Origin of the sequence: Pseudomonas sp. GLN_2, from assembly GCF_043106005.1 — a bacterium.
GTDB classification, from domain to species: domain Bacteria; phylum Pseudomonadota; class Gammaproteobacteria; order Pseudomonadales; family Pseudomonadaceae; genus Aquipseudomonas; species Aquipseudomonas alloputida.
Window position 1 is genome coordinate 32383 of the sequence record NZ_JBICMC010000054.1, and the last position, 25303, is coordinate 57685.

General features: G+C 63.7%; 29 protein-coding genes and 1 riboswitch. Of the genes, 15 read left to right on the forward strand and 14 right to left on the reverse strand.

Annotated features, from left to right (window positions below; genetic code table 11):
• Window positions 1-104: 104 nt before the first annotated feature.
• The 3 genes from ACF8Q6_RS13800 (at window position 105) to ACF8Q6_RS13810 (ending at window position 3119) form a co-directional block, all read left to right on the forward strand.
• Window positions 105-797, forward strand: a complete 693-nt coding sequence (locus tag ACF8Q6_RS13800) for a response regulator transcription factor (RefSeq protein WP_392491264.1) — start codon at window positions 105-107, stop codon at window positions 795-797.
• Window positions 797-2125 (forward strand): sensor histidine kinase, encoded by a 1329-nt coding sequence (locus ACF8Q6_RS13805; protein ID WP_003255374.1) that lies wholly within the window; start codon window positions 797-799, stop codon window positions 2123-2125. The genes ACF8Q6_RS13800 and ACF8Q6_RS13805 overlap by 1 nt, the downstream gene beginning before the upstream one ends.
• Window positions 2126-2225: 100 nt before the next feature.
• A complete protein-coding gene (locus tag ACF8Q6_RS13810; protein ID WP_121782802.1) occupies window positions 2226-3119 on the forward strand; it encodes an alpha/beta hydrolase in 894 nt (297 codons plus the stop codon).
• Between the two features lie 21 nt (window positions 3120-3140).
• Here ACF8Q6_RS13810 and ACF8Q6_RS13815 read toward each other — a convergent pair whose 3' ends face one another.
• Window positions 3141-4121, reverse strand: a complete 981-nt coding sequence (locus ACF8Q6_RS13815) for a zeta toxin family protein (protein WP_012051064.1) — start codon at window positions 4119-4121, stop codon at window positions 3141-3143.
• A 149-nt stretch (window positions 4122-4270) separates the two neighbouring features.
• Window positions 4271-4412, forward strand: a riboswitch (FMN riboswitch).
• Between the two features lie 80 nt (window positions 4413-4492).
• On the opposite strand from ACF8Q6_RS13815, the gene ribB reads away from it, so the two are divergent.
• The 5 genes from ribB (at window position 4493) to ACF8Q6_RS13840 (ending at window position 10592) form a co-directional block, all read left to right on the forward strand.
• A complete protein-coding gene (gene ribB / locus ACF8Q6_RS13820) occupies window positions 4493-5143 on the forward strand; it encodes a 3,4-dihydroxy-2-butanone-4-phosphate synthase (protein WP_003255379.1) in 651 nt (216 codons plus the stop codon).
• Window positions 5144-5308: 165 nt separating this feature from the next.
• Window positions 5309-5551, forward strand: a complete 243-nt coding sequence (locus tag ACF8Q6_RS13825) for an exodeoxyribonuclease VII small subunit (protein ID WP_003255380.1) — start codon at window positions 5309-5311, stop codon at window positions 5549-5551.
• Complete coding sequence (ispA, locus tag ACF8Q6_RS13830; RefSeq protein ID WP_003255382.1) at window positions 5548-6435, forward strand: (2E,6E)-farnesyl diphosphate synthase; 888 nt, start codon at window positions 5548-5550, stop codon at window positions 6433-6435. The genes ACF8Q6_RS13825 and ispA overlap by 4 nt, the downstream gene beginning before the upstream one ends.
• A 175-nt stretch (window positions 6436-6610) precedes the next feature.
• A complete protein-coding gene (gene dxs, locus ACF8Q6_RS13835) occupies window positions 6611-8506 on the forward strand; it encodes a 1-deoxy-D-xylulose-5-phosphate synthase (RefSeq protein WP_392498964.1) in 1896 nt (631 codons plus the stop codon).
• Between the two features lie 214 nt (window positions 8507-8720).
• On the forward strand, window positions 8721-10592 hold the full coding sequence (locus ACF8Q6_RS13840; protein ID WP_392494320.1) for a TonB-dependent receptor domain-containing protein: 1872 nt from the start codon (window positions 8721-8723) through the stop codon (window positions 10590-10592).
• On the opposite strand, the gene ACF8Q6_RS13845 is transcribed toward ACF8Q6_RS13840, so the two are convergent.
• The 12 genes from ACF8Q6_RS13845 to nrdR form a co-directional block, all read right to left on the reverse strand.
• A complete protein-coding gene (locus ACF8Q6_RS13845; RefSeq protein WP_014860924.1) occupies window positions 10570-11382 on the reverse strand; it encodes a cobalamin-binding protein in 813 nt (270 codons plus the stop codon). The genes ACF8Q6_RS13840 and ACF8Q6_RS13845 overlap by 23 nt on opposite strands.
• Complete coding sequence (locus ACF8Q6_RS13850; RefSeq protein ID WP_003255388.1) at window positions 11382-11801, reverse strand: hypothetical protein; 420 nt, start codon at window positions 11799-11801, stop codon at window positions 11382-11384. The genes ACF8Q6_RS13845 and ACF8Q6_RS13850 overlap by 1 nt, the downstream gene beginning before the upstream one ends.
• A complete protein-coding gene (gene ribA, locus ACF8Q6_RS13855) occupies window positions 11798-12415 on the reverse strand; it encodes a GTP cyclohydrolase II (RefSeq protein WP_003255389.1) in 618 nt (205 codons plus the stop codon). Before ribA ends, ACF8Q6_RS13850 begins: the two co-directional genes overlap by 4 nt.
• A gap of 181 nt (window positions 12416-12596) precedes the next feature.
• Complete coding sequence (locus tag ACF8Q6_RS13860; protein WP_003255390.1) at window positions 12597-13340, reverse strand: ABC transporter substrate-binding protein; 744 nt, start codon at window positions 13338-13340, stop codon at window positions 12597-12599.
• A gap of 16 nt (window positions 13341-13356) precedes the next feature.
• A complete protein-coding gene (locus ACF8Q6_RS13865) occupies window positions 13357-13860 on the reverse strand; it encodes a phosphatidylglycerophosphatase A (protein ID WP_003255391.1) in 504 nt (167 codons plus the stop codon).
• Window positions 13857-14825: a thiamine-phosphate kinase gene (gene thiL / locus ACF8Q6_RS13870; RefSeq protein WP_011953348.1), complete on the reverse strand. Its 969-nt coding sequence runs from the start codon at window positions 14823-14825 to the stop codon at window positions 13857-13859. Before thiL ends, ACF8Q6_RS13865 begins: the two co-directional genes overlap by 4 nt.
• 18 nt (window positions 14826-14843) lie before the next feature.
• The gene (gene nusB, locus ACF8Q6_RS13875; RefSeq protein ID WP_003255393.1) at window positions 14844-15344 is read right to left on the reverse strand and encodes a transcription antitermination factor NusB; all 501 of its coding nucleotides are present in this window, start codon (window positions 15342-15344) and stop codon (window positions 14844-14846) included.
• Window positions 15341-15817: a 6,7-dimethyl-8-ribityllumazine synthase gene (gene ribE / locus ACF8Q6_RS13880; protein WP_003255395.1), complete on the reverse strand. Its 477-nt coding sequence runs from the start codon at window positions 15815-15817 to the stop codon at window positions 15341-15343. The genes nusB and ribE overlap by 4 nt, the downstream gene beginning before the upstream one ends.
• Window positions 15818-15908: 91 nt before the next feature.
• Window positions 15909-17000 carry a bifunctional 3,4-dihydroxy-2-butanone-4-phosphate synthase/GTP cyclohydrolase II gene (gene ribBA, locus ACF8Q6_RS13885; protein WP_003255398.1) on the reverse strand — a complete coding sequence of 364 codons (1092 nt, stop codon included), beginning with the start codon at window positions 16998-17000 and terminating at the stop codon, window positions 15909-15911.
• An 18-nt stretch (window positions 17001-17018) separates the two neighbouring features.
• The gene (locus tag ACF8Q6_RS13890; RefSeq protein WP_003255399.1) at window positions 17019-17684 is read right to left on the reverse strand and encodes a riboflavin synthase; all 666 of its coding nucleotides are present in this window, start codon (window positions 17682-17684) and stop codon (window positions 17019-17021) included.
• 42 nt (window positions 17685-17726) lie between these two features.
• On the reverse strand, window positions 17727-18857 hold the full coding sequence (gene ribD / locus ACF8Q6_RS13895; RefSeq protein WP_392494321.1) for a bifunctional diaminohydroxyphosphoribosylaminopyrimidine deaminase/5-amino-6-(5-phosphoribosylamino)uracil reductase RibD: 1131 nt from the start codon (window positions 18855-18857) through the stop codon (window positions 17727-17729).
• A 2-nt stretch (window positions 18858-18859) separates the two neighbouring features.
• A complete protein-coding gene (nrdR, locus tag ACF8Q6_RS13900) occupies window positions 18860-19324 on the reverse strand; it encodes a transcriptional regulator NrdR (protein WP_003255402.1) in 465 nt (154 codons plus the stop codon).
• 106 nt (window positions 19325-19430) lie between these two features.
• On the opposite strand from nrdR, the gene ACF8Q6_RS13905 reads away from it, so the two are divergent.
• From ACF8Q6_RS13905 to trxA, 3 genes are read left to right on the forward strand one after another with little or no spacing between them, the layout of a single operon-like run.
• The gene (locus tag ACF8Q6_RS13905; RefSeq protein ID WP_392494322.1) at window positions 19431-19877 is read left to right on the forward strand and encodes a YbaY family lipoprotein; all 447 of its coding nucleotides are present in this window, start codon (window positions 19431-19433) and stop codon (window positions 19875-19877) included.
• Window positions 19878-19880: 3 nt separating this feature from the next.
• Window positions 19881-20537, forward strand: a complete 657-nt coding sequence (locus ACF8Q6_RS13910; protein WP_392494323.1) for a class I SAM-dependent methyltransferase — start codon at window positions 19881-19883, stop codon at window positions 20535-20537.
• Window positions 20538-20568: 31 nt separating this feature from the next.
• The gene (gene trxA, locus ACF8Q6_RS13915; RefSeq protein ID WP_392494325.1) at window positions 20569-21441 is read left to right on the forward strand and encodes a thioredoxin; all 873 of its coding nucleotides are present in this window, start codon (window positions 20569-20571) and stop codon (window positions 21439-21441) included.
• Window positions 21442-21592: 151 nt separating this feature from the next.
• On the opposite strand, the gene ACF8Q6_RS13920 is transcribed toward trxA, so the two are convergent.
• Window positions 21593-21937 carry a hypothetical protein gene (locus ACF8Q6_RS13920; RefSeq protein WP_221100844.1) on the reverse strand — a complete coding sequence of 115 codons (345 nt, stop codon included), beginning with the start codon at window positions 21935-21937 and terminating at the stop codon, window positions 21593-21595.
• Window positions 21938-22067: 130 nt separating this feature from the next.
• Here ACF8Q6_RS13920 and ACF8Q6_RS13925 point away from each other — a divergent pair, with 130 nt between their 5' ends.
• The 4 genes from ACF8Q6_RS13925 to ACF8Q6_RS13940 all read left to right on the forward strand — a co-directional run bounded on the left by ACF8Q6_RS13925 (window position 22068) and on the right by ACF8Q6_RS13940 (window position 25264).
• On the forward strand, window positions 22068-22649 hold the full coding sequence (locus ACF8Q6_RS13925; RefSeq protein WP_392494327.1) for a DUF2796 domain-containing protein: 582 nt from the start codon (window positions 22068-22070) through the stop codon (window positions 22647-22649).
• The gene (locus tag ACF8Q6_RS13930) at window positions 22650-23360 is read left to right on the forward strand and encodes an ABC transporter ATP-binding protein (RefSeq protein WP_014755170.1); all 711 of its coding nucleotides are present in this window, start codon (window positions 22650-22652) and stop codon (window positions 23358-23360) included. It abuts the gene before it with no gap.
• On the forward strand, window positions 23360-24625 hold the full coding sequence (locus ACF8Q6_RS13935) for an ABC transporter permease (protein WP_011953341.1): 1266 nt from the start codon (window positions 23360-23362) through the stop codon (window positions 24623-24625). Before ACF8Q6_RS13930 ends, ACF8Q6_RS13935 begins: the two co-directional genes overlap by 1 nt.
• 126 nt (window positions 24626-24751) lie before the next feature.
• The gene (locus tag ACF8Q6_RS13940) at window positions 24752-25264 is read left to right on the forward strand and encodes a DUF3299 domain-containing protein (RefSeq protein WP_392494328.1); all 513 of its coding nucleotides are present in this window, start codon (window positions 24752-24754) and stop codon (window positions 25262-25264) included.
• The last annotated feature ends 39 nt before the right edge of the window (window positions 25265-25303 follow it).

Genomic DNA, 25303 nt, shown 5'->3' on the forward strand with positions numbered 1-25303 from the left:
CAGGGTGCAGCAGGATTAACCTTCTTAACACATCAAGGCGTTGCCCTTTCCCTGCAGCCAGTGGGATGATTCGCAACTGATAAAAGTTCTCATCAAGGCTCGCCGTGCCCACCTCACTTCTCCTTGCCGAAGACGACCCACGCCTGCTTCAGGACCTGGACCGTCATTTCCGCAACCGCGGTTTCCAGGTGCACGCCTGCACCAGCGGCACCCAGGCCCTGAATGCCATACAGCAATCGCAGTTTGAACTGGTGCTGCTGGACATCATGCTGCCAGGCATCGACGGCCTCAGCCTGCTCGACGCCCTGCGCCGCCAGCAGGCCGTGCCGGTCATGCTGATGTCGGCACTAGGGGCCGAGCAGGATCGCATCAGCGGCTTCACCCGTGGTGCAGACGACTACCTGCCCAAGCCCTTCAGCCTGGCAGAGCTGGACGCACGGGTAGATGCCTTGCTGCGTCGCGTGGCATTCGATCGTGGTACGGCGCTGCGTCCCGACGTGGGGGAGGTGATGCTGGACCACGACCGCCAGGACGTTATCCACAACGGCAACGCCGCTGGTCTTACCGCTTCCGAATTCCGCTTGCTGGTCACGCTGCTGGCCCACCCCGACGAAGCGTTGAGCAAGCCCTTCCTGTACCAGACCGTGCTGCACAGGGCCTATACCCGACTGGACCGAGGCCTGGATGTGCATGTGTGCAACCTGCGCCGCAAACTGGCCGACATCAACGCCCAGCACCTGCAGATCCAGGCCGTGCGTGGCCAAGGGTACATCCTGGTCGACACGGAGCAGACCTGATGCGTCGCCACCCGTTGCTGTGGAAACTGGCCTTGCTGCAAGTCAGCTTCTGCCTGTTGCTGATCTGGCTCATCTGGACCTGGGGCCTTTCGGTGGAACGCAGTACCTATTTTCTGTCCCAGGCCGACCAGGACTACCTGGCGCGTTATGCTCAACAGGCCGAACAGGCGTGGGAGCAGGACGGCGCAGCCGGCACCGAAGCCTGGCGCAAGCAGGTGGCACTGGCCGAGGACACCTGGGTGGCCGTGATAGGTCCACACCTTCAGAGCCTTGGCATCACCCCGCTGAGCGCCGAGGAAGCCAGCCACCTGACATTCATGCGCAAGCTCGACTGGCCGATGAGCCGGCGCCTGCAGGATGAATTGCCATACGTCAGCATCGAATTTCCGCAACACCCCGAGCATGGCCGCCTGGTGCTGCAACTGCCCGAACGGCTGCTACCCACAGGCCTGACACCCTGGACCCATGTGGTGACTCATGGCGTTGCCCCCGCGCTGCTGGCCCTGCTGCTGGGCCTTGCGCTATACCGGCACCTTGTCGTGCCGCTGAACCGCCTGCGCGACCGCGCCGACGCCCTGCGGGCCGATGACCTGGACAGCCCCGCCCTGCCCCTGCAGCAACGCCGTGATGAGCTGGGTGAACTGGCTCAGGCCTTCGAGCACATGGCCGGGCGCCTGCGCCAGAGCCTTGAGCAACAGCGCCTGCTGTTACGCACGCTGTCTCACGAACTGCGCACGCCGCTGGCGCGGCTGCGCATCGCCCATGACAGCGACTTGCCACCGCCGCAGTTGCGCGAGCGCCTGGACCGTGAGGTGGCCGACATGCAGAAGTTGCTGGAAAACACCCTCGACCTGGCGTGGATGGACACCGAACAACCCAGCCTGTCGACCGAGCCGGTATTGGTGCTTTCCGTGTGGGAAGCCTTGTGCGAGGACGTCTGTTTCGAAAGCGGCTGGGACCGTGCGCGCCTGCCGTGTTCACTTGGCACTGACTGCCTGCTGCAGGCCCATCTGGACAGTCTGGCCCAGGCCCTGGAAAACCTGTTGCGCAATGCCATTCGCCACTCGCCGACCGAAGGCCGGGTCAGCCTTGATGGCTGGCGCGAGGGCGCATGCTGGCACCTGCGCCTGAGCGACCAAGGGCCAGGCGTACCGGATACCGACCTTGAGCGCATTTTCAAGCCCTACCAGCGCCTGGCCGACAGTGGCGCAGGCTTCGGCCTGGGCCTGGCTATCGCCCGCCGCGCCATCGAACTGCAAGGCGGGCGGTTGTGGGCCAGCAATGGGCACCCGGGCCTGTGCCTGCACATGACCTTGCCTGCGGCCTGAGACTGTTTAGAAAGTTAATGCGCTTTACGCTCGATCGGGACTGGTTATCATCTGGGCGCTCAAGCCTTGCGCTCCTTGCAAAGCCCTGACGAGACGCCCGATGAGCAAGAAGACCCTGATGCTGGCCTTGGCACTTGCCCTGGCGGCCCCTCTTGTCCTGGCCCAGCCCGAGCATGACCAGAAGATGGACACGTCGGTGTTACAGCGCCAGGACCTGGCCTATCACTTCAGCCAGCTTGATCTGGACTCGACCGATGGCCTGCGTCACTACCGCCTGTGGGTTGGCAAGCCGAATCGTCCAGCGCCAGCATCGGGGTACCCGGTGCTGTGGATGCTCGATGGGAATGCTGCACTGGGGACGCTGGATCAGCAGCAACTGGACAGGCTCGCCGCGGGCCAGGCGCCCCTGCTGGTGGCGGTGGGTTACCGGACCGAACTGCGCATCGACAGGGCCGGCCGCACGCTGGACTACACCCCGGCGCTGCCGGAGCAGGTGCAGCAGCGTGATCCGCTGACCGGCCAGCCCAGCGGCGGGGTCGATGCGTTCCTGAAGCTTCTGACCGGGCGCATGCGCACGATGGTGTCGGCTGTGGCGCCGATCGATCCGCAACGACAGACGCTGTGGGGGCACTCCTATGGTGGCCTGGCTGTGCTTCACGCACTGTTTACCTGCCCCGGCGAATTCAGCCTTTACGCTGCTGCCAGCCCGTCACTGTGGTGGCGCGATGGTGTGATTGTCCGGGAGGCGCAAGGACTTTCCTCACGCCTGGGGGAGGCGCGCCCGCACCTGTTGCTGATGCGCGGCGGGCAGGAGCCCGCCAGCCCGCATGGTTCGCCGCACGAGAACGACGAGTTGCCTGCGCGCCAACTGGCGGCAGATCTGGCCGCGATCAAAGGCCTCGACGTGCGCTTTGAGCGCTTCGAGGGTCTGGGGCATGGGCCCATGCTGGGCGCCTCCCTGCGCAGGGTGATCGAAGGCATGTCTGGCCAGTGACCAGCCCTGTGCCTGCCCGGCTCAACGTTGCGCGTACTTGAGCACGTACAGGCACAGCTCGCGGTAGACATCGACAGGCAACTGCGACATCAGCCTCTGAGCCTGGCCGAGGGTTTTGCAATTGAGTTCGGCCATCGCCCGACGGTGTTCCGAACCCAGCAGGCCGGCATGCACCACCTGCGCATACTGAATATAGGAACAGGGGAAATCGGCCTGGGGACTGCGCTGGACCTTGAAGTTGATCTTCAGGTCTGCCCCGCGGAAGAATGCTCTGCCCTGGTAGGTCTGCTGGGGCACGAGGAGCCCTTTTTCAGGACAGGTGCTGTGACAGACCGGCAGGCTGTTCTTTTCCGTCTCCAGGCCACGTCGATAGATCACGATTTCGGAACCCGGTACCTCGATACAGGCGTTTTCGAAAGCATCGATGATGGACCTGCCATTGATTTGCGCCTCTTCGATCTGCGTCAGGCTGACCACACGCTCGATCTCATGATTGCCAACGCTGTTGACCACACGGTCCAGGGTCGACCAGTGGCTGAACTCTTTCTGACACGCTATCAGATGGACCTCGCTCTGATAGCCCTGCCGGGCGGCTTCAGGTGGAAAATCAGCGAAATGAGGGCTGTCGAGCGCGGTCTCCATGATGATGTTGTATTTGTTTTCCATCGCATACGTGCAAATCATGGCCCCCAGCCGCCAGATGAACGACTCGGTATGCTCATAGACATGCAGCACGCCTTTGTCTTCCATCGCCCGATAATGAGGGTGTAGTTCACGAAAATGGGTTTCGTAAAGGCGAACATAATTGTCGTAGCGCCCGCTCTTCAGCAGCGTGTTTTCCAGCAAGTACGTCTTACCCGAGCCTTGTGTACCGGCAATGATGAGCATTTTGGGCTTGAGCACGCCGTCGACGTAGTCGCGCTTCTTGTCGAACAAAGTGTCGACGACCTTTCTGAATGCGAGATGGAGATCGGTATCGGTAAAAGGATAGAGAGAGGACATGACGGTTCGTTTCCTAGGTTTGCCAATGTGACCGTCACGAAGGTAAGCGCTGCGGCAAGTGCAAAGGGGTAGATGGTTACTGCTGCAAGTCTCATCGAAGGTAGTAGAACCGCGGGTTGCCACTGGGGTGGCCCTGTGCTGTATGCTTGGTCGGTCTTCAGGGCGGGGTGTAAGTCCCCACCGGCGGTAAATCGAAAGATGAGCCCGCGAGCGCCCCGACCATGTCGGGGGTCAGCAGATCTGGTGCAACTCCAGAGCCGACGGTCATAGTCCGGATGAAAGAAGGCGTCATGCAGGGGCCATCCGGGCGCCCTTGCGCGCGCATTTTGTTCGCCCCGAGACGTTCATCGATCATTCACGAGGAGCGTTTCATGTTCACCCAGCACCACACGCAATTTCCCACTGTTTCCGCCGCCATCGCCGCCTTCCAGGCCGGGCGCCCTGTACTGTTGCTCGACGATGACGACCGCGAGGACGAAGCGGACATCATTGCCGCCGCCGAGAACATTACGCTGCAGACCATGGCCATGATGATTCGCGATTGCAGCGGCATCGTCTGCCTGTGCCTGGACGAAGCCACCGTCGACGAACTGCAACTGGCACCCATGGTGCAGAACAACCAGGCCCGCCACGGCACCGGTTTCACCGTCACCATCGAGGCGGCCGAAGGTATCACCACCGGGGTTAGCGCCCAGGACCGCATCACCACCATTGACGCAGCACTGCGCTCCAGCGCCGAACAGCGCCATATCGTCAGCCCGGGGCATGTTTTTCCGCTGCGCGCCCGCAATGGCGGTGTGCTGACCCGCCGTGGGCACACCGAAGGTTCGGTAGACCTGGCGCGCCTGGCCGGCCTGCGCCCGGCAGCGGTCTTGTGCGAGCTGATGAACCCCGATGGCAGCATGGCCCGTGGCGAGCAGGTGGCGGTATATGCACGGCAGTACAATTTGCCGGTGCTGACCATCGAGGAGCTGGCGCGGTACCGTGAGGCGATGCTGGAACGGGAAGCAGAGCCGGCCTGATCCACCGAACCGGGACGCTTTGCGGTCCTTGTGAGAGCGGCCCTTTCGCGACACAGGGCCGCTCCTCCATCGGTCTGTATCAGCCGATGCAGTTGCCGGAAGTTTGCTCCCCCCGCCCCGCTCTGCTAGTGTCGCGCCGTTCTGAATGCCACCGAGACAGTCGCCATGGCCCGCAAAAAAGCCTCCCTCGATTTCGAGCAATCCCTCGCAGACCTGCAAGCACTGGTCGAGCGCCTGGAGAACGGCGAGTTGTCGCTGGAAGAGTCGCTGGCCGCCTTTGAACAAGGCATCGCCCTGACCCGTGACTGCCAGGGCGCCCTGGCCCAGGCCGAACAGAAGGTGCAAATTCTGCTGGAGCGCGACGGTGAACTGGCTGCCCAGCCCTTCGACGCGGAGCCGGAAGCATGATTGGCACCTACCAGGCCAGTTGCCAGGCCCGAGTCGACGCAGCCCTCGAACCGCTGTTCATCGCCCCGAGCAAAGAGCTGGAACGCCTCTACGCCGCCATGCGCTACAGCGTGATGAACGGCGGCAAACGCGTGCGCCCGCTGTTGGCCTATGCGGCCTGCGAAGCCTTGGGCGCCCCGGCCGAACAAGCCAACGGCGCAGCCTGCGCGGTAGAGCTGATCCATGCTTACTCGCTGGTGCATGACGACCTCCCGGCCATGGACGACGACGACCTGCGTCGCGGCCAGCCGACCACCCACAAGGCGTTTGACGAAGCGTGCGCAATCCTCGCGGGCGACGGTTTGCAGAGCCTGGCTTTCAGTGCCCTGCTCGACCCATGCCTGAGCCCTCAGATCGACAGCATTCGCCTGGCCATGGTTCAGGTACTGGCCAAAGCTGCCGGCCCGGCCGGCATGGTTGGCGGCCAGGCGATCGATCTCGGTTCGGTGGGCCAGAAGCTGGACCAGCAGGCGCTGGAGTTCATGCACCGGCACAAGACCGGCGCGCTGATCGAAGCCAGCGTACGCCTCGGCGCCCTGGCCAGTGCCCGTGCCGAACAGGCGCAGCTGGATGCCCTGCAGACTTATGCACAGGCCATTGGCCTTGCATTCCAGGTGCAGGACGACATCCTCGACGTGGAAAGCGACACTGCTACCTTGGGCAAACGCCAAGGTGCAGACATAGCGCGTGACAAACCGACCTACCCGGCCCTGCTGGGCCTGGAAGCCGCCAAAGCCTATGCAATCGAACTGCGCGACCAGGCGCTGGCTGCACTGCAAGGGTTCGGCGAAACGGCCGAACCGCTGCGGGCCTTGGCGCGTTACATCGTCGAACGCCGTAACTAAACAGCTTCACCTATCCCTGTAGGAGCGGTTACCCGCGAATGCGATCTTGAATTTGCCGACGCATTCGCGGGTAGACCCGCCCCCACAGGGGACCGCGTAACCTGTGGTCGAATGGGCACTTTTCCCACAATGGGGTAAACTGCCGCGTCTTCACACACCTATAACGACTCGCCTGATGCCCACGACGTTTCAAGAGATCCCCCGCGAACGCCCGGTCACGCCGTTGCTCGACCGCGCTGACACGCCTGCCGGCCTGCGCCGGTTGGCCGAAGCCGACCTGGAGACGCTGGCCGACGAACTGCGCCAGGAACTGCTCTACACCGTCGGGCAGACCGGTGGGCACTTTGGTGCCGGTCTGGGCGTGATCGAGCTGACCATCGCCCTGCACTACGTGTTCGACACCCCGGACGACCGGCTGGTGTGGGACGTAGGGCACCAGGCCTACCCGCACAAGATCCTCACCGGGCGTCGTAACCGCATGCTCAGCCTGCGCCAGAAGGACGGCATCGCGGCCTTCCCGCGCCGCAGCGAAAGCGAGTACGACACCTTTGGCGTTGGCCACTCCAGCACCTCGATCAGCGCCGCGCTGGGCATGGCCATTGCTGCCCGCCTGCAGAACAGCGCACGCAAGTCGATCGCGGTGATCGGTGATGGCGCGCTGACCGCCGGCATGGCGTTCGAGGCGTTGAACCACGCCCAGGAAGTCAATGCCGACATGCTGGTGATCCTCAACGACAACGACATGTCGATTTCGCGCAACGTCGGCGGCCTGTCCAACTACCTGGCCAAGATCCTCTCCAGCCGCACTTACGCGAGCATGCGCGAAGGCAGCAAGAAAGTGCTGTCGCGACTGCCAGGCGCCTGGGAAATCGCCCGTCGCACCGAGGAATACGCCAAGGGCATGCTGGTGCCAGGCACGCTGTTCGAAGAACTGGGCTGGAACTATATCGGCCCGATCGACGGCCACGACCTGCCCACCATGATCGCCACCCTGCGCAACATGCGTGACCTGAAAGGCCCGCAGTTCCTGCATGTGGTGACCAAGAAGGGCAAAGGCTTCGCCCCTGCCGAGATTGACCCGATCGGCTATCACGCCATCACCAAGCTGGAGCCGGCCGACAAGCCAGCTGCGCCGAAGAAAGCCAGCGGTCCGAAATACTCCGCAGTGTTCGGCCAGTGGCTGTGCGACATGGCCGCCGCCGACAACCGCCTGGTGGGCATTACCCCGGCAATGAAGGAAGGCTCGGACCTGGTCGACTTCAGCGAGCGCTACCCTGAGCGCTACTTCGACGTTGCGATCGCAGAGCAGCATGCCGTGACCCTGGCGGCCGGCATGGCCTGCGAGGGCAGCAAGCCGGTGGTGGCGATCTACTCCACCTTCCTGCAGCGTGCCTACGACCAGCTGATCCACGACGTGGCGGTGCAGAACCTCGACGTGCTGTTCGCCATCGACCGCGCCGGCCTGGTCGGCGAGGACGGCCCGACCCACGCCGGCAGCTACGACCTGTCGTACCTGCGCTGCATCCCGGGCATGCTGGTGATGACCCCCAGCGACGAGAACGAACTGCGCAAGATGCTCAGCACCGGCCACCTGTACAACGGTCCGGCCGCTGTACGGTACCCGCGTGGTACCGGCCCGAATGCGCCGATCAGCGGTGACCTGCAACCACTGGAGATCGGCAAGGGTGTGGTCCGCCGCCAGGGCGAGAAAGTGGCCCTGCTGGTGTTCGGCGTACAACTGGCCGAGGCCATGCAAGTGGCCGAACAGATCAACGCCACGGTGGTCGACATGCGCTTCGTCAAGCCGCTGGACGAGGCGCTGGTGCTGGAGCTGGCAGGCCGCCATGAGCTGCTGGTAACCATCGAAGAAAACGCCATCATGGGTGGCGCGGGCGCTGCGGTGGGTGAGTTCCTTGCCAGTCAGGCAGTGCTCAAGCCGCTTCTGCACCTGGGGCTACCGGATATCTATGTCGAGCATGCCAAGCCTGCGCAAATGCTGGCTGAGTGCGGGCTGGATGCGGCCGGGATCGAGGCTTCGGTGAAGGCCCGCATGGTCAAGCTCGGGCTCTAGGGCGCTTTCGCGGGTAACCCGCTCCTACGACGGCCTGTGCCGAATCACCGGTGCGTTTTCCACCACCGTGGTAGGAGCGGGTTTACCCGCGAATACGGTAGCGCCGGCAACGGTGAACGGCGTGTGGAAACTGGCCTGCAGGACCGGCCCGTTCGCGGGTAAACCCGCTCCTACGGGGACAGCACAGTGCTGTGGAAACCCTTTGGAACTGCCTATGAAAAAGTTTGCCTGGGCCACGATTCTCTGTACCCCTACATTCCTTCTGGCCGCTGAGCGCGACGACGCCCTCAAACTCCCCGACGTGCTGATCAGCGCCAGCCGCCAGGTCGAATCGCGTACCGCCACCAGCGCTGCCAACACGGTCTTCACCCGCACCGAAATCGACCGCCTGCAACCCACCAGCGTTACCGACCTGCTCTCCCGCGTGCCGGGCGTGCAAGTGGCACCTACCGGTGGCCGTGGTAGCCTGCCGGGCATCTTTATCCGTGGCACCAAGGCCGCGCAAAGCCTGGTGCTGGTCGATGGCGTGCGCATCGCCAATGCCACCTCGGGCGACAGCGGCCTGCAGTTTCTGGACATCGACCAGATCGAGCGCATCGAAGTACTGCGCGGCTCGCGCTCAGCGGTGTACGGCAGCGATGCCATTGGCGGGGTGATCCAGATCTTCACCCGACGCAGCAGTGGCCCCGGTCTGCAGCCACGCCTGCGCATGGCCGCCGGCAGCAACCAGACATTCCAACGCAGCCTGGGGCTTTCTGGCGGCAACGACACGACCCGCTTCAACCTTGGCGCCAGCCTGGACGAAACTGCCGGCATCGACTCGACCGGGCCATCCTTCGCCAGCGATGGTGACCACGACGCCTACCGCAACAAGGCGTTGAACCTGAGCCTGAGCCACACCTTCGGTGAGCGCTTCGAGGCCGGCCTGAACCTGCTCGACAGCCGTGGGCGCAGCGAGTACGACAACCCGTTCGGCGGCTTCGACCCCGTTACCTTCGAGAGCTTCGGTCAACAACCCTACACCGACTTCAGCGTCAGCAGCCTGGGCAGTTACGTTGACGTTCAGGTCACCGAAACCTGGCATTCACGCCTTGAACTGGCCCATGGCGAGAACCGAGACGACAAACGCGACAAGCTCAGCGCTGAGCGTTTCGTGTTCAACACCTATCGCGATCAGGCCACCTGGCAGAACGACCTGGCCCTCGGCGAACAGAACACCATATTGATCGGTGGCGACTGGTACGAAGACCGCGTACACGGCAGTACCGACTTCACTGAGGACAGCCGCTGGAACCGTGCCGTGTTCGCACAGCACCGCTACCAGGGCGAGCAGATTTCCACTGAGCTGGGGGTGCGCCATGACCGCAACCAGCAGTTTGGTGGCCAGACCACCTGGAGCGGCAGCCTGACCGTACCGCTGAACGCGCACAACGATGTGCTGCTGTCCTACAGCGAAGGCTTCCGCGCGCCAACGTTCAACGACCTGTATTACCCACAGTTCAGCAACCCGAACCTGGACCCAGAGCACTCCAGAAGCTACGAGCTGCAATGGCGCAGCCAGCTGACTGCAGAGAGCCGGCTGGAGACTTCGCTATACCGCACCGACCTGCGCGACGCGATCATCTTTGGCCAGGACTCGATACCCCGTAACGTCGCCTCGGCACGAATCAATGGCGTGGAAATGGCGCTGGCGCAGCAATGGGGCGCCTGGCACAGCCAGCTTGGCCTGGCGCTGATCGACCCACGCAACCGCGACACTGGCCACACCCTCGCCCGCCGCGCCCGCCGCACCTTGAGCCTGGACCTGGACCGTGAGTTCGGGCGTTTCAGCGCGGGTGCCAGCTGGCAGGCGGTCAGCAGCAGTTATGACGATGAGGCCAACCGTAACCGCATCGGTGGCTATGGCCTGCTAGGTTTGCGCGGCAGTTGGGCGGCTAGCGACGAACTGAAACTCGAAGCCAAGCTGGATAACCTGCTGGACCGCAGCTACAGCCGCGCCCTTTATAGCTACGAGGGTGCGTATCACCCTTACCGCGAAGAGGGCCGCACTGTGCTCTTCAGCATCACCTGGACACCGGCGCTTTAGCGTCCAGCAACGCACACAAGCGGGCGGTGGCTTCGATCATCTGTCCGCTGGGGCGCTCCAGCCCTTTGTCCGGCACCACCAGCAGGCGCCCATCAGCCACCGCTCGAATCTGCGGCCAAGCCTTCCAGCTGGCCAGTTGCGCCTCATCAGCTGCCAGGATGACCTGCGGATTACGCAGCAGCACGGACTCCACATTCACCTGTGGCGCCGGCTGGCCAAGGTCGGCGAACACATTGCGCGCCCCGCACACGGCCAGGGCGTCGGTCACGACCTGTCGGCCACCGAGCGTGTACAACGGCCGATCCCAGACTTGATAAAACACCTGCAAGGGTTCGTCACGCCGATACTGCTGGCGCAGCTGCTGCAGCCGCTCACGCAGGGCTCGTGCGTAGGAATGGCCTTGCTCGGCACGCCCGATACGCCCGGCAATGGCCTCGATCTGCTCGATCAGCTGGCTGATATCGTGGGGTTCGGCGCTGAAGGTGGCCATACCCAGGCGCTTGAGTTGGTCGCGCTGGGCCGGTGGCACACTGCCTGGCCACAGCAGCAACAGGTCGGGGCGCAGGCTGAGCAGGCGCTCCATGTCCAGTTGCCCTTGGCGCCCGACCGAAGGCAAATGGCGCAGCGCAGCCGGCCGTTCGCCACCGTCGAGCACGCCCACCAGCAGGTCGTCTGCCTGCAGCTCAAGCATGATCTCGCTCATCGAGGGGGCCAGACTGACGACACGCAGCGGTTCTGCAGCCAGTACAGTGCAGGCGAACAACGCCAGCAGGCCAGGTAGCAGTCGCATCAGCCCAGCTGGCGCGGAATGCGATAGAGGTACAGCACTACAACGGTAGACAATGCGAGGAGGATCTGCGGCACTGCCTCCAGACCGACCAGCACCGACAGTGCGGCGACCCAAGCCGGGAAGCAGGCATACAGCATGGCCATGCGCCGCACCCGCGCCAGTTCGATCCAGGCAGCGGCTTCTTCGCCCGTACCGAGCACCTTTGAGGTGGCGATAAGTGCGCGCTTGTAGGCACCGAAGCGCGGCAGGCTGAGGAACATGGTGGCCGCACCGGCGATGAACAGTGGCATGGCCAACACCGGGATCAGTGCATCACCGCCCCCAAAGGCCCAAGCCATGACTGGCAGCGGCACCAGGCCCACCGCCAGGTACTGCCACCAGGCCAGCGCCAGGCGCCGCTTGACCTCGGCGCGAGTCACGCCTGGGGCACCTCGCCCTGGTGTTCGTTGCCCAGCATGTGGCCCAACTTGCCGGCCTTGGTCGCCAGGTAGTAGCGGTTGTGCGGGTTATGCCCGGTGTGCAGCGGCACACGCTCGGCAACCACGATGTTCATGTCGGTCAGGGCTTTGACCTTGCGCGGATTGTTGGTCATCAGGCGCAGCGACTTCACGCCCAGGTGCTCGAGCATCGGCAGGCATATGGCGTAGTCACGCTGGTCGGCAGCGAAGCCCAGGCGTTCGTTGGCTTCGACGGTGTCGGCGCCACCATCCTGCAGCTCGTAGGCGCGGATCTTGTTCAGCAGGCCGATGCCACGGCCTTCCTGACGCAGGTACAACAGCACCCCACGGCCTTCGCGGGCGATGGCCTGCAGCGCGGCTTCCAGCTGCGAGCCGCAGTCGCAGCGCTGGCTGAACAGTGCATCGCCGGTCAGACACTCGGAATGCAGGCGCCCCAGTACCGGCTGGCCGTCCGCGATATCACCCAGGCTGAGCACCACATGCTCACGGCCTGTGGCTTCGTCGAGAAAGCCATGCATGGTGAAGGTCGCGAAGGGCGTCGGGAGTTTAGAGGCGGCAACAAAGACGACGGGCACGTTGTGCTCCTGGAATAAGTAGGAAATTTCTCGTGGGCCGATTGTATCAGCAGGTTGGGGGATGTGGGCTGGCTGTATACGGTGGCTTAAGATCGAAAAGTTCGATACTTATTAAAAAGCCATCGCTCAATCACAAGCCCGCTGCCACAGGGGGCCGCGATGTACCTTGGTGTATTCAGCCTCAGTGCGGGTGACTACCGGCGTTGAACGGATAGGGCTGTTTCCAGTGCTCGAAAATCGGTTTCAGTTCGCCGCTACGCACCAGCTCCTTCATGCGCTTGTCGAACAGGTCGCACAGGGCCTTGGCCTGGTCGTTACGGGCAAAAGCCAGGTACAACGGCAACTCGGCCACGTGGGTACGGCGGAAGCGCTCAGGCTGGGAGGCTTGCCCTAGCACGTAGTCGACCTCGGTCAGTGCGTCGATGTAGTAGTCCACCCGGTCGTGCTCGAGCATCGGCAAAATGCCCTCGCGACGCTGGATTTCGCGGAATTCGTGCACATTGGGCAAGTAGCTGCCGTAATCATAACCACGCACCCAAGCCAACCGGTACTTGCCGATGGTATCCAGGGTAGGCGCAGGTTTGCTGGCCAGCCCCAGGGCATAAATGTGGTCCATGTCGAAGTGCCAGCGCGGGTACAGGTTGTCGTCGTTCTCTTCCTTGTACGAGCCAACCCAGGCATCAGCCTCGCCGCGCTTGACCAGGCCAACCGCCCGGCTGTAGGGCGCGCTCTGGGTAACCACCTCGACGCCGGCCGGCTCGAACACTTTGCGCAGCACATCCCAGGCCACCCCGGTACCGTCGGCATTGGTGTAGTCGAGCCACTCCTCGCTAACCAGATGGATCTGTTTCGGGATACCCTCGGCAGCCGTTACCCACGGGGCAATACTCAGCAGCATTGCCAGCAGTACAGTCCTTACGGCCATTCACGCACTCCCTGTTTCAGGCAACCGCCCACACCAGAACCTGCATGCCCAGCCAGGCAAACACGCCGGCCAGGATATCGTCGAGCATGATGCCGACGCCCCCGTGCACATGGCGATCGATCCAGCGGATCGGCCACGGCTTGAGGATGTCGAAGAAGCGGAACATCAGGAACCCTGCCAACAGCCACTGCCAGCCCTCCGGCACCAGCCAGAGGGTGATCCACATGCCGACAATCTCGTCCCAGACAATGCCTTCATGGTCGTGTACACGCAAGTCATTGGCAACTTTGCCGCACAACCAGAAGCCAAACAGCATGCTCACGCCGAGCAACAGCCAGTATCCCCAGTCGGGCAACATCTGCCAAAGCGGGATAAACGGTATGGCCACCAGCGAGCCCCAGGTACCTGGCGCCTTGGGCAAGGTGCCAGAACCGAAGCCAAAAGCGATGAAGTGCCACGGGTTGCGCCAGACCGAAGGCGGAACGAACTCCGCAGGCACCTGGTTGGGGTGATCGGTCACGGTCTCTCCCTAAAGTGTTGATAGCCCCGCTGGACGGGGGTTATGTCCTGGCCCTGCGCGTCGCGCAAGGTCACGCCTTGCCCTTCGAGCACACGACCGACGGTATGCACTTCGATAAAATCGAAGGCTGCCAAGGGCGCCAGCGCCTCGGGTGGCAAGGTGAAGGCCAGTACGTAATCGTCGCCACCGGTAAGCGCCGCCTGCACGGCTGCTTCACGGCCGAGGAAGGCCTCCAGAGCAGGAGACACTGGCACTTGCGCCAGGTTCACCTCCAACGCGACACCGGATGCCTTGGCAATATGCCCACAGTCGGCGAGCAGCCCGTCGGAGATGTCCAGCGCCGCCGTGGCCCGGCCACGCAGCAGGGCACCGAGGGTGAGCTGCGGCATCGGTGACCAGTAATGGGCCAGCAGCGGCTCGGCCTGCGCGGCAGGCGCCTCGCGCTCGCCCAGCACCAAGGGCAAGGCACCGGCGGCCTTGCCCAGCGAACCGCCGACACACAACAGGTCACCCGGCCTTGCACCGCTGCGGCGCAAGGCCTGGCCAGCCGGCACGCGGCCGAACACGGTGACGGTGATACTCAAGGGGCCGCGCGTCGTGTCACCACCGATCAGGCTCATGCGGCAACGGTGGGCCATGCGACCAAGGCCGTCGGCATAGGCCGCCAGCCAGTCAGGGCCAACGTCAGGGAGGGTCAGTGCGAGGGTAAAGCCGATTGCAGTCGCGCCCATGGCTGCCAGGTCACTGGCCGCCACAGCCAACGATCGCTGGCCAAGCAGCAACGGATCGCAAACAGCAGGAAAGTGCACCCCGGCGACCAGGGTGTCGGTCGACACCGCCAGTTGCTCACCGGGGGGAAGGTCCAGCAGGGCACAGTCGTCGCCGATACCCAGCGCCACGCCCTCGCCACCCTGCGCACAGGGCGCAGCGGCGAAGTAATGGTTGATCAGCTCGAACTCACCCATGACCAGGCAGCGCCAGGATCAGCGCTTGTTCGCCTTGACTTCTGCTTCACGCAGCGCCGGGGCTAGCTTGTCGAGCACGCCGTTGACGAACTTGTGGCCGTCAGTGGCACCGAAGACCTTGGCCAGTTCCACACCTTCGTTGATCACGACGCGGTACGGCACGTCGACGCGTTTGATCAGTTCCCAGGTGGACAGACGCAGCACGGCCAGCTCGACCGGGTCGAGCTCTTCCAGTGCGATGGTCATGCAAGGCACCAGCGCTTTGTCGATTTCGCCCTTGATTGCCGGGACCCCATGCAGGATCTCGCGGAAATAGGCACCGTCGACATCGGTGAAATCGTTATCCACCCGGAACTGCGCTTCGATCTCGTTCAGCGAATGCTGGGCCATGTGCCACTGGTAGAGGGCCTGGGTCGCGAGCTTGCGGGCTTCGCGGCGCTTGGCGCTCTTCGAGGGCTTGCCGGCATCCGCAGGTTTTGGATCGCGCGGGTTGAAACGATCGCTTTCGTCGCTAATCACTTGGCCTCCAACTGCGCCAGCAGGCTGACCATTTCCAGTGCGGACAGGGCAGCTTCAGCACCTTTGTTGCCGGCTTTGGTGCCAGAACGCTCGATGGCTTGCTCGATGGAGTCGACGGTCAGTACGCCGAAGGCCACCGGAACACCGAACTCCATGGACACCTGGGCCAGGCCCTTGGTGCACTCGCCCGCCACGTATTCGAAGTGCGGGGTACCGCCACGGATCACGGCGCCCAGGGCGATGATCGCGTCGTAGGCGCCTTGCTGGGCGACCTTCTGTGCCACCAGCGGGATCTCGAATGCACCCGGGGCACGGATGATGGTGATGTCGCTTTCGCTGACACCGTGGCGTACCAGGGCATCAACGGCACCGCTTACCAGGCTTTCGACAACGAAGCTGTTGAAGCGGCCAACCACCAAAGCATAGCGACCTTTGGGGGCGATGAAGGTACCTTCGATGGTCTTCAGGGTCATTCCGATATTCTCATCTTCAAGAGCGAGGCCGCATACAAGCGGCCTCGACAGGGGTCTGGACTCGAGCAGAGGGCGTCAATGCCGCCTCAAGTCACTCGGAGGGCACGTATTCTACAACTTCCAGATCGAATCCGGATATCGCGTTGAACTTCATCGGCGAACTCATCAGGCGCATCTTGCGCACACCGAGGTCGCGCAGGATCTGCGAACCGGCCCCCACGGTGCTGTAGGTAGTCGGTGCCTTGGCCGGTGCATCGCCCGCGCTTTCGCGGATGTGCGCCAGCAGCACGTCGCCGTCCAGCGGGTGCCCCAGCAGCAGCACCACGCCACTGCCGGCTTCGGCCACTGCGGCCATGGCCGCGCGCAAGCTCCAGCGGCCTGGCTGCTTGACCAGCAGCAGGTCACGCAGTGGGTCCATATTGTGTACCCGTACCAAGGTCGGCTCTTCGGCGCAGATCTTGCCCAGGGTCAAGGCCATGTGCACGTCGCCTTCGACCGCGTCACGGTAGGTGACCAGGTTGAACTCACCCAGCTCGCTCTCCACCGATTGCTCGGAAACACGCTGCACGGTGCGCTCGTGGATCATGCGGTAGTGGATCAGGTCGGCGATGGTGCCGATCTTCAGGCCGTGCTCGGCGGCGAACACTTCCAGTTCGGCGCGGCGCGACATGGTGCCGTCGTCGTTCATCACTTCGCAGATCACGCCGCTTGGCTCGAAACCGGCCATGCGCGCCAGGTCACAGGCGGCTTCGGTGTGGCCGGCACGCGCCAGCGTACCGCCTGGCTGGGCCATCAGCGGGAAGATGTGACCAGGGCTGACGATGTCTTCGGCCTTGGCGTCCTTGGCAGCGGCAGCCTGCACAGTGCGGGCGCGGTCGGCGGCGGAAATACCGGTGGTGACGCCTTCGGCGGCCTCGATCGACACGGTGAACTTAGTGCCGAAGCCCGAGCCGTTGCGCGGCGCCATCAACGGCAGCTTCAGCGTTTCGCAACGCTCGCGGGTCATCGGCATGCAGATCAGGCCACGGGCGTGCTTGGCCATGAAGTTGATGTGCTCCGGCTGGCAGCATTCGGCCGCCATGATGATGTCGCCTTCGTTCTCGCGGTCTTCGTCATCCATCAGGATGACCATTTTGCCCTGGCGGATGTCTTCGACCAGTTCTTCGATGCTGTTGAGCGCCACGCGGCACCCCCTTCTCAATCAGGATTTCAAGAAGCCATTGGCGGCCAGGAAGCTTTCGGTAATGCCACTGCCCTTGCTCGGTTCGGCGGCCTTGTCACCCAGCAGCAAGCGCTCCAGGTAACGGGCCAGCAGGTCGACCTCAAGGTTTACCCGACGCCCTGCACGGTAATCGGCCATGATGGTTTCGGACAGAGTGTGCGGGACAATGGTCAGCTCGAACTCGGCGCCATTGACCTCATTGACCGTCAGGCTGGTGCCGTCGACGGTGATCGAACCCTTGTGGGCGATGTACTTGGCCAGTTCCTTCGGTGCACGCACACGGAACTGGATTGCGCGGGCGTTATCGCTGCGCGAAATGATTTCGCCAACCCCGTCGACGTGGCCGCTGACCAGGTGCCCGCCCAGGCGGGTGGTGGGGGTCAGGGCTTTTTCCAGGTTGACCTTGCTGCCGCTCTTGAGGTCGATGAAGGCGGTGCGCTTGAGGGTTTCGACGCTGACATCGGCCCAGAAGCCGTCGCCCGGCAGTTCTACGGCCGTGAGGCATACACCGTTGACGGCGATGCTGTCGCCGAGCTTGACGTCCCCCAGGTCGAGCTTGCCGGTTTCTACATAGACGCGCACGTCTCCACCCTTGGGGGTCAGGCTGCGGATGGTGCCGATGGATTCGATGATGCCGGTGAACATGGGGTCTTCCTCAAAAACGGTTTGCGCGGGGCAAGCCCGGCATTATACGCCGGGTGCTGGCAGGGGGATGGCCGTGACCCGCCAGTCATCGCCCACTGCGCGCATTTCGGTAATTTTCAGCCGTGGTGCTTCGCTCATCTTGTCCATCGGCCAGTCCAGCAGTGGCCGGGCCTGAGAGCCCAGGAAGGTGCCAGCGACGAACAGCTGGTACTCGTCGACCAGGCCTTGCCGAGCGAAGGCACCGACCAGGCCGGCACCGGCTTCCAGCAGGATTTCGTTGACGCCGCGGGCAGCCAGGGCGCGAAGCAGCGCCGCCAGGTCGACCTGGCCATTGTCGCCCGGCAAGCTGAGCAATTCGTGGCCGGCAGCGGCATAGCGCGGGTCATCTGCGACAGCAGTCACCACCAGCGTTGGGCCCGCCTGGAAGAACGGCGCCGCCAGTGGCAGGCGCAGGCGGCCATCGACCAGCACCCGCAAGGGTGTGCGGCTGAGTGCCAGGGCGGCTGTTTCGGCATCCAGGCCCAGCTCGGCGCCACGCACGGTCATGCGTGCGTTGTCTGCCAGCACGCTGGCGGCGCTGGTCAGCACCACGCTGGAGCGGGCGCGCAAGCGCTGCACGGCTGAGCGCGCGGCCGGCCCGGTGATCCACTGGCTTTCACCACTAGCCATGGCCGTGCGGCCGTCCAGGCTCATGGCCAGCTTGGCGCGAACGAACGGCAGGCCGTGCTCCATGCGCTTGAGGAAGCCTGGGTTGAGGGCGCGGGCCTCGGCTTCGAGCACTCCGCTGGCCACTTCGATTCCGGCTTCGGCCAGGCGCCGCAGGCCCTGTCCCGCCACTTGCGGGTTAGGGTCCTGCATGGCGGCTACGACACGCGTCACGCCGGCCTTGACCAGTGCCTCGGCACACGGTGGCGTACGGCCATGATGGCTGCATGGTTCCAGGGTGACGTAGGCACAAGCACCGCGGGCAAGTTCACCGGCCTGGCGCAGGGCATGCACTTCGGCATGAGGCTCGCCGGCGCGAACGTGCCAACCTTCGCCAACCACTTCACCATCACGCACGATCACGCAGCCTACGCGCGGGTTCGGGTGGGTGGTGTACAGGCCTTTACGCGCCAGCTCCAGCGCACGGGCCATGTAGTGGGCGTCAAGGATGGCAGCTTGGCTGGGCATGTTCACTCTTTAGCTGGCTCACGGGCCAGGCGGTCGATTTCTTCGCGGAACTCGTCGAGGTCCTGGAAGCGCCGGTACACCGAAGCAAAGCGGATATAGGCCACTTCATCGAGTTTGCGCAACTCGGCCATGACCATTTCACCGACCACCAACGATTTGACTTCGCGCTCGCCTGTGGCACGCAGCCGGCTCTTGATGTGCGCCAGCGCAGCTTCCAGGCGCTCGACGCTGACCGGACGCTTTTCCAGGGCCCGTTGCATGCCGGCGCGCAGCTTTTCTTCGTCGAAGGGCTGGCGCGTGCCGTCCTGCTTGATCAGCCGGGGCAGCACCAGCTCGGCAGTTTCGAAGGTGGTGAAACGCTCGCCGCAGGCCACGCATTCACGGCGGCGGCGCACCTGCTCGCCCTCGGCGACGAGGCGAGAGTCGATGACCTTGGTGTCGTTGGCACCGCAAAAGGGACAGTGCATGGTGGCAGGCAACAAAAAAAGGGAGGGCCATGGTAGCGCATTGCACTGGCAAGACAAGCCAAAGGGGTTAACATCCATGGGAAATATGCCCGTGAAGGACTCCTCCATGCACTACCGAGCGCTCGTCGTGCTGTGCTGCGCCGCTCTGCTTGCCGCCTGCGGCAGCGACAGGCCAAAGACCGACAACCCAGTGCCCGCGCCAGCCCCCTCGACCAAGGCCGAAGTACTGGGCCCGCTGCCGGCCTACCAGCGCGAGCTGAGCGGCACCTTGCTGGAAATTCCGGCGGGTGCCGAGGTGGAACTGGCCTTGCTGGTGATCGACGAACGCGACCGCCCGCAGCGCCTGCTGGCCAGCAGTAATCTGACCGGTACCGGCCAGGCACTGCCCTACCACCTGCGCTTCAACCCCGAAGCCTTCCCGCCCGGTGCCCGGGTCGAACTGCGTGGCCGCGCCAGCAACTCCGGCCAGCTGATCATGCACCTGCCCCCGGTGCGCATTACCCAGGCACAAACCCAGGTCACCGGCCCGCTGCGTTTCGAGAAGGCGCCTTAAGTGATGCCGCTGGCCCTGCAACAGGCCCTCAGCGGCCTGATCGGCGAAGCACGCCTGATCGTCAGCGAACTGCCCGACTGTGACGTGAAGCTATGGCTGATCGACGACCAGAACATGGATCGCGCCTTCAGCAGCGAAGAAACCCGGCGCATTCTTGAAGAACCTCCCTATTGGAGCTTCTGCTGGGCCAGCGGGCTGGCAATGGCCCGCTACCTGGCCGAACGCCCGGAATGGGTGGCGGGCAAGCGCGTGCTGGACTTTGGCGCCGGCTCTGGTATCGCCGGCATTGCTGCTGCACGCGCCGGTGCACGGGAAGTGGTGGCCTGCGACCTCGACCCGCTGGCCCTCGATGCCTGCCGTGCGAATGCAGCACTGAACGGGGTGACATTACGCTACAGCAGCGATTTTTTTGCCGAGGAAGACCGCTTCGACATGATCCTGGTTGCCGATGTGCTGTACGACCGCGCCAACCTGCCGCTGCTGGATGCCTTCCTGAGCCGCGGTCGGCAGGCCTTGGTGGCCGACTCGCGGGTACGTGACTTTCACCACCCGTTGTACCAGCAATTGGGCGTGCTCGAAGCACTGACCCTGCCGGACCTGGCCGAGCCACACGAATTCCGCCGGGTCAGCCTGTACCACGCCAGCCGCGACACCTTATAGTGGTGCCATACACGATTTTGCGAGAGTCGCGATGAGCCAAGACACGCCTTACATTTTCGACGCCACCGATACCAACTTCCAGCAACTGGTGATCGAGAACTCCTTCCACAAGCCAGTGCTGGTGGACTTCTGGGCCGAGTGGTGCGCGCCGTGCAAGGCGCTGATGCCATTGCTGGCAAAGATTGCCGAGGGTTACCAGGGCGAACTGCTGCTGGCCAAGATCAACTGCGACGTGGAGCAACAGGTGGTTGCCCAGTTCGGCATCCGTAGCCTGCCGACAGTGGTGCTGTTCAAGGACGGTCAGCCAGTGGACGGTTTTGCCGGGGCGCAACCGGAGTCGGCGATCCGCGCCATGCTCGAGCCGCATGTACAACTGCCAGCCGCGCCCACCGCATCGCCACTGGAGCAGGCAAAGGCGCTGTTTGCCGAAAGCCGTTTTGCCGAAACCGAAGCGCTCTTGCAGGCGCTGCTGGGTGAGGACAACAGCAATGTCGAGGCGCTGATCCTGTATGCCCGCTGCCTGGCCGAGCGTGGCGAGCTGGGCGAAGCGCAAGTGGTGCTGGATGCGGTCAAGACTGACGAACACAAAGCTGCACTGGCCGGTGCCAAGGCCCAGCTAACCTTCCTGCGCCAGGCTGCCAGCCTGCCGGAAGTGGCAGACCTTAAAAGCCGTCTGGCGCAGAACCCGCAAGACGACGAGGCGGCGTATCAGCTGAGCATTCAGCAACTGGCGCGCCAGCAGTATGAGGCGGCGCTGGAGGGGCTGCTGAAGCTGTTCCAGCGTAACCGTGGCTACGAGAACGGGCTGCCGCAGAAGGCGCTGTTGCAGGTGTTCGAATTGCTGGGTGGCGATCACCCGCTGGTTGGTGTTTATCGTCGCAAGCTGTCGGCGGCGATGTTCTGAGTGACCTTGAAGCCGGCGCTGGACCTGTGGGAGCGGGCATACCCGCGAAGAAACCGACACAGTGGATGGCACCGGCTCTGCCGGTGTTCGCGGGTAAACCCGCTCCTACGGGTGACAGCGCAGGCGTTTCAATTTTCAAGCAAGACAGCGCTCACCCTACCCAGTGATAAACAGGCGCATCCACGCCGCTCTCCACCTTTACCTCACTGCTGTGCCGCAAGCGCACCAGCAACCGTTTACCCGCCGCCGTACTCCCCGCCAACCCTTCCAGCCGGTCCAGCAATTCCGGCCCGCTCATCTGTCCTGCCAGACGCAACACATTACGCGCCGCAGCCCACTGACCGTCATCTTGGCGCGGTGCGACCACCGCAGCTGTCGCGGCCGCCTGGGCTACCATCGGCACCTCGGTCTGCCGCCCCAGTTGCGCCCACTCTTCAGGCGTCAGCTCGATGGTCAGGTCCACCGGCCAGTCACCAATCTGTCCACGAATTCTCATGATGCATTCCTTGAGCCCAAATCAATGCAGCCATGCTACCGCAACATGAAACATGCGCCACACAGGCTGGCGGCACGCTGAGAAGTTGTTATAACATAACTCGATCTTTCAGCCCGCTCCGGAGTCGTCCATGCGTCGCCTGCTGCTCGCCCTGCCCTTCGCTTTGCTGCCACTGGCCGTGGCCCATGCTCACGATGACCATGACCATGATCATGACCATGCCCACGGCTCCCTCGGCGCCCACGAGCATGGCGTAGCCAAGCTGAACGCAGTGCTCGATGGCAATACCTTGGAACTGGAACTGGACAGCCCGGCAATGAACCTGGTCGGCTTCGAGCATGCCGCCAGCAGCGATGCCGACAAGGCCAAAGTCGCCGCCGTGCGCCAGCAACTTGAACAACCACTAAAGCTGTTCGGCCTTTCCGCCGCCGCAGGCTGCAAGGAAGACCAGCAGGCACTGGAAAGCCCTCTCTTCGGTGACGCCTCCAAGGCCGACGACGAGGGTGACGAGCACGAGCACGGCCATCAGCACAGCGACATCGGCGCCCATTATCAGCTGACTTGCGCCAACCCCGACAAACTGACAGAGCTGGACCTGGCGCCGCTGTTCAAGGCCTTCCCCGCCACCCAGAAAATCAACGTGCAACTGATCGGCCCCAATGGCCAGAAAGGCGTGGAAACCACGCCGGCCAAGGCAACGGTCGCCTTCTGAATGAACCAGCCGTTGATCGATCTGCATGACCTGATGTTCGCCTGGCCAGGTCACCCGCCGCTGCTGGATATTCCGTCATTACGCCTGGACGCTGGTGAAGCGCTGTTTCTCAAGGGCCCCAGCGGCAGTGGCAAGACGACCTTGCTGGGCCTGCTGGGTGGGGTGAACGTGCCGGTCCAGGGCCGCATCCAGTTGCTCGGTCAGGACCTTGGCAGCCTGAGCCAGGGCGCCCGCGACCGCTTTCGGGTCGATCACACCGGGTATATCTTCCAGCAGTTCAACCTGCTGCCGTTCCTCTCGGTACGTGAAAACGTCGAGCTGCCCTGCCGCTTCTCGCGCAGCCGCAAGGCCCGCGCCGAGCAGCGCCATGGCAGTGTTGACCAGGCGGCCAGCACGCTGCTGACCCACCTGGGCCTAGGTGACCCTGCCATGCTCGCCCGCCGCGCCGACAGCCTGTCGATCGGCCAGCAGCAACGGGTCGCCGCCGCCCGCGCACTGATCGGCCAGCCTGAGCTGGTGATTGCCGACGAACCGACCTCGGCACTGGATGCAGACACCCGTGAAGCGTTCATCCGCCTGCTGTTCGATGAGTGCCGTGCCGCCGGTGCCAGCTTGCTGTTCGTCAGCCACGACCAGAGCCTGGCACCGCTGTTCGACCGCCACCTGTCGCTTGCCGAACTGAACCGCGCCGCCAAGCCCCGGGAGGCCTGATGTACCTGCTCCGCCTTGCCTTGGCCAGCCTGGCCAACCGCCGCTTCACGGCGTTTCTGACCGCCTTTGCCATTGCCCTGTCGGTGTGCCTGCTGCTGGCTGTCGAGCGGGTCCGTACCGAAGCCCGTGCCAGCTTCGCCAGCACCATCAGCGGCACCGACCTGATTGTCGGTGCCCGCTCCGGCTCGGTAAACCTGCTGCTGTATTCGGTGTTCCGCATTGGCAACGCGACCAACAACATCCGCTGGGACAGCTTCCAGCACTATGCACAGGACCCACGGGTGAAGTGGGCAATCCCGATCTCGCTGGGCGACTCGCACCGCGGTTACAGAGTGATGGGTACCACCACGGATTACTTCAGCCATTACCAGTACGGCCGCCGCCAGCACCTGGAACTGAGCCAGGGGCGTACGTTCGCCAACGACCCGTTCGAAGTGGTGCTCGGCGCCGAAGTGGCCGAGGCATTGCACTACAAGCTGGGTGACAAGCTGGTGCTGGCCCACGGTGTGGCCGCAATCAGCCTGGTCAAGCACGACGACAAGCCGTTTACCGTGGTCGGCGTACTCAAGCGCACCGGCACACCCGTCGACCGCACCCTGCATATCAGCCTGGGCGGCATGGAAGCGATCCATATCGACTGGCACAACGGCGTACCCGCTCGTGGCGCCGGCCGCATCAGCGCCGAGCAGGCCCGTACCATGGACCTGCAACCTGCCGCCATCACTGCGTTCATGCTTGGCCTTAACAGCAAGATCGCAACCTTCAGTTTGCAGCGAGAGATCAACGAGTACCGCAGCGAGCCGTTGCTGGCGATTCTGCCAGGGGTTGCCCTGCAGGAGCTGTGGAGCCTGATGGGCACTGCAGAACAGGCATTGTTCGTGGTGTCACTGTTCGTGGTGCTGACCGGTTTGATCGGCATGCTCACGGCGATTCTCACCAGCCTCAACGAACGCCGCCGAGAGATGGCGATACTGCGTTCGGTCGGGGCCCGGCCTTGGCATATTGCGGGGTTGCTGGTACTGGAAGCACTGTCACTGGCCTCGGTCGGGATCGTGGCCGGGCTTGGCTTGCTATATGCGGGTATCGCCCTGGCACAGGGGTATGTGCAGGCCAACTATGGTTTGTACTTGCCACTGGCTATGCCGAGTACCCATGAATGGACCTTGCTGGCTATCATCCTGGGGGCCGCGTTGCTGATGGGCAGCGTGCCGGCGTGGCGGGCTTACCGGCAATCGCTGGCCGACGGCCTGTCCATACACCTCTGAGTGCGCGTAATGATCAAACACCTCACCGCCTGCTTCGCGGGCACGCCCGCTCCCACAGGGAGCCCCGCAGGCTTCGGAGCGTGTGCAGTACCTGTGGGAGCGGGCATGCCCGCGAAGAGGCCGGCAATGCACATGCTGCTGGCCTTGCTGTTGCTGGTAGCGATGCCTCTATGGGCCGCCGAACCCAAGGAGCTGGACTGGCCCGCCCTGATCCCCGAAGGCGCCCCGGTCATCCCGCCGCAACTCACCCCGCTGCACGACATGTCGCAGCTCAGCAACGCCCTGTCTGCCGAATCCGCCCCACCCGCGCGCCAACAGGCGCCCGATGCGCCAGTGGTAAAAAGCCTCGACGGCCAACAGGTCAAACTACCCGGCTACATCGTGCCACTGGAGGTCAGCGAAGAAGGCCGCACCACCGAATTCCTGCTGGTCCCTTACTATGGCGCGTGCATCCACGTGCCGCCGCCACCGCCGAACCAGATCGTGCACATTTTCAGCGAGATGGGCGTGCGCGTCGAAGACCTCTACCAGCCCTACTGGATCGAGGGAAAGATGCAGGTTAGAGCTTCCAGCAGCGAGTTGGCCGACGCCGGCTACCAGATGGAAGCCGAGAAAATCTACACTTATGAGCTGAGATGAGAACTGTTTCGAATTCGTGAAGACGCTTCTTTGAGCTGG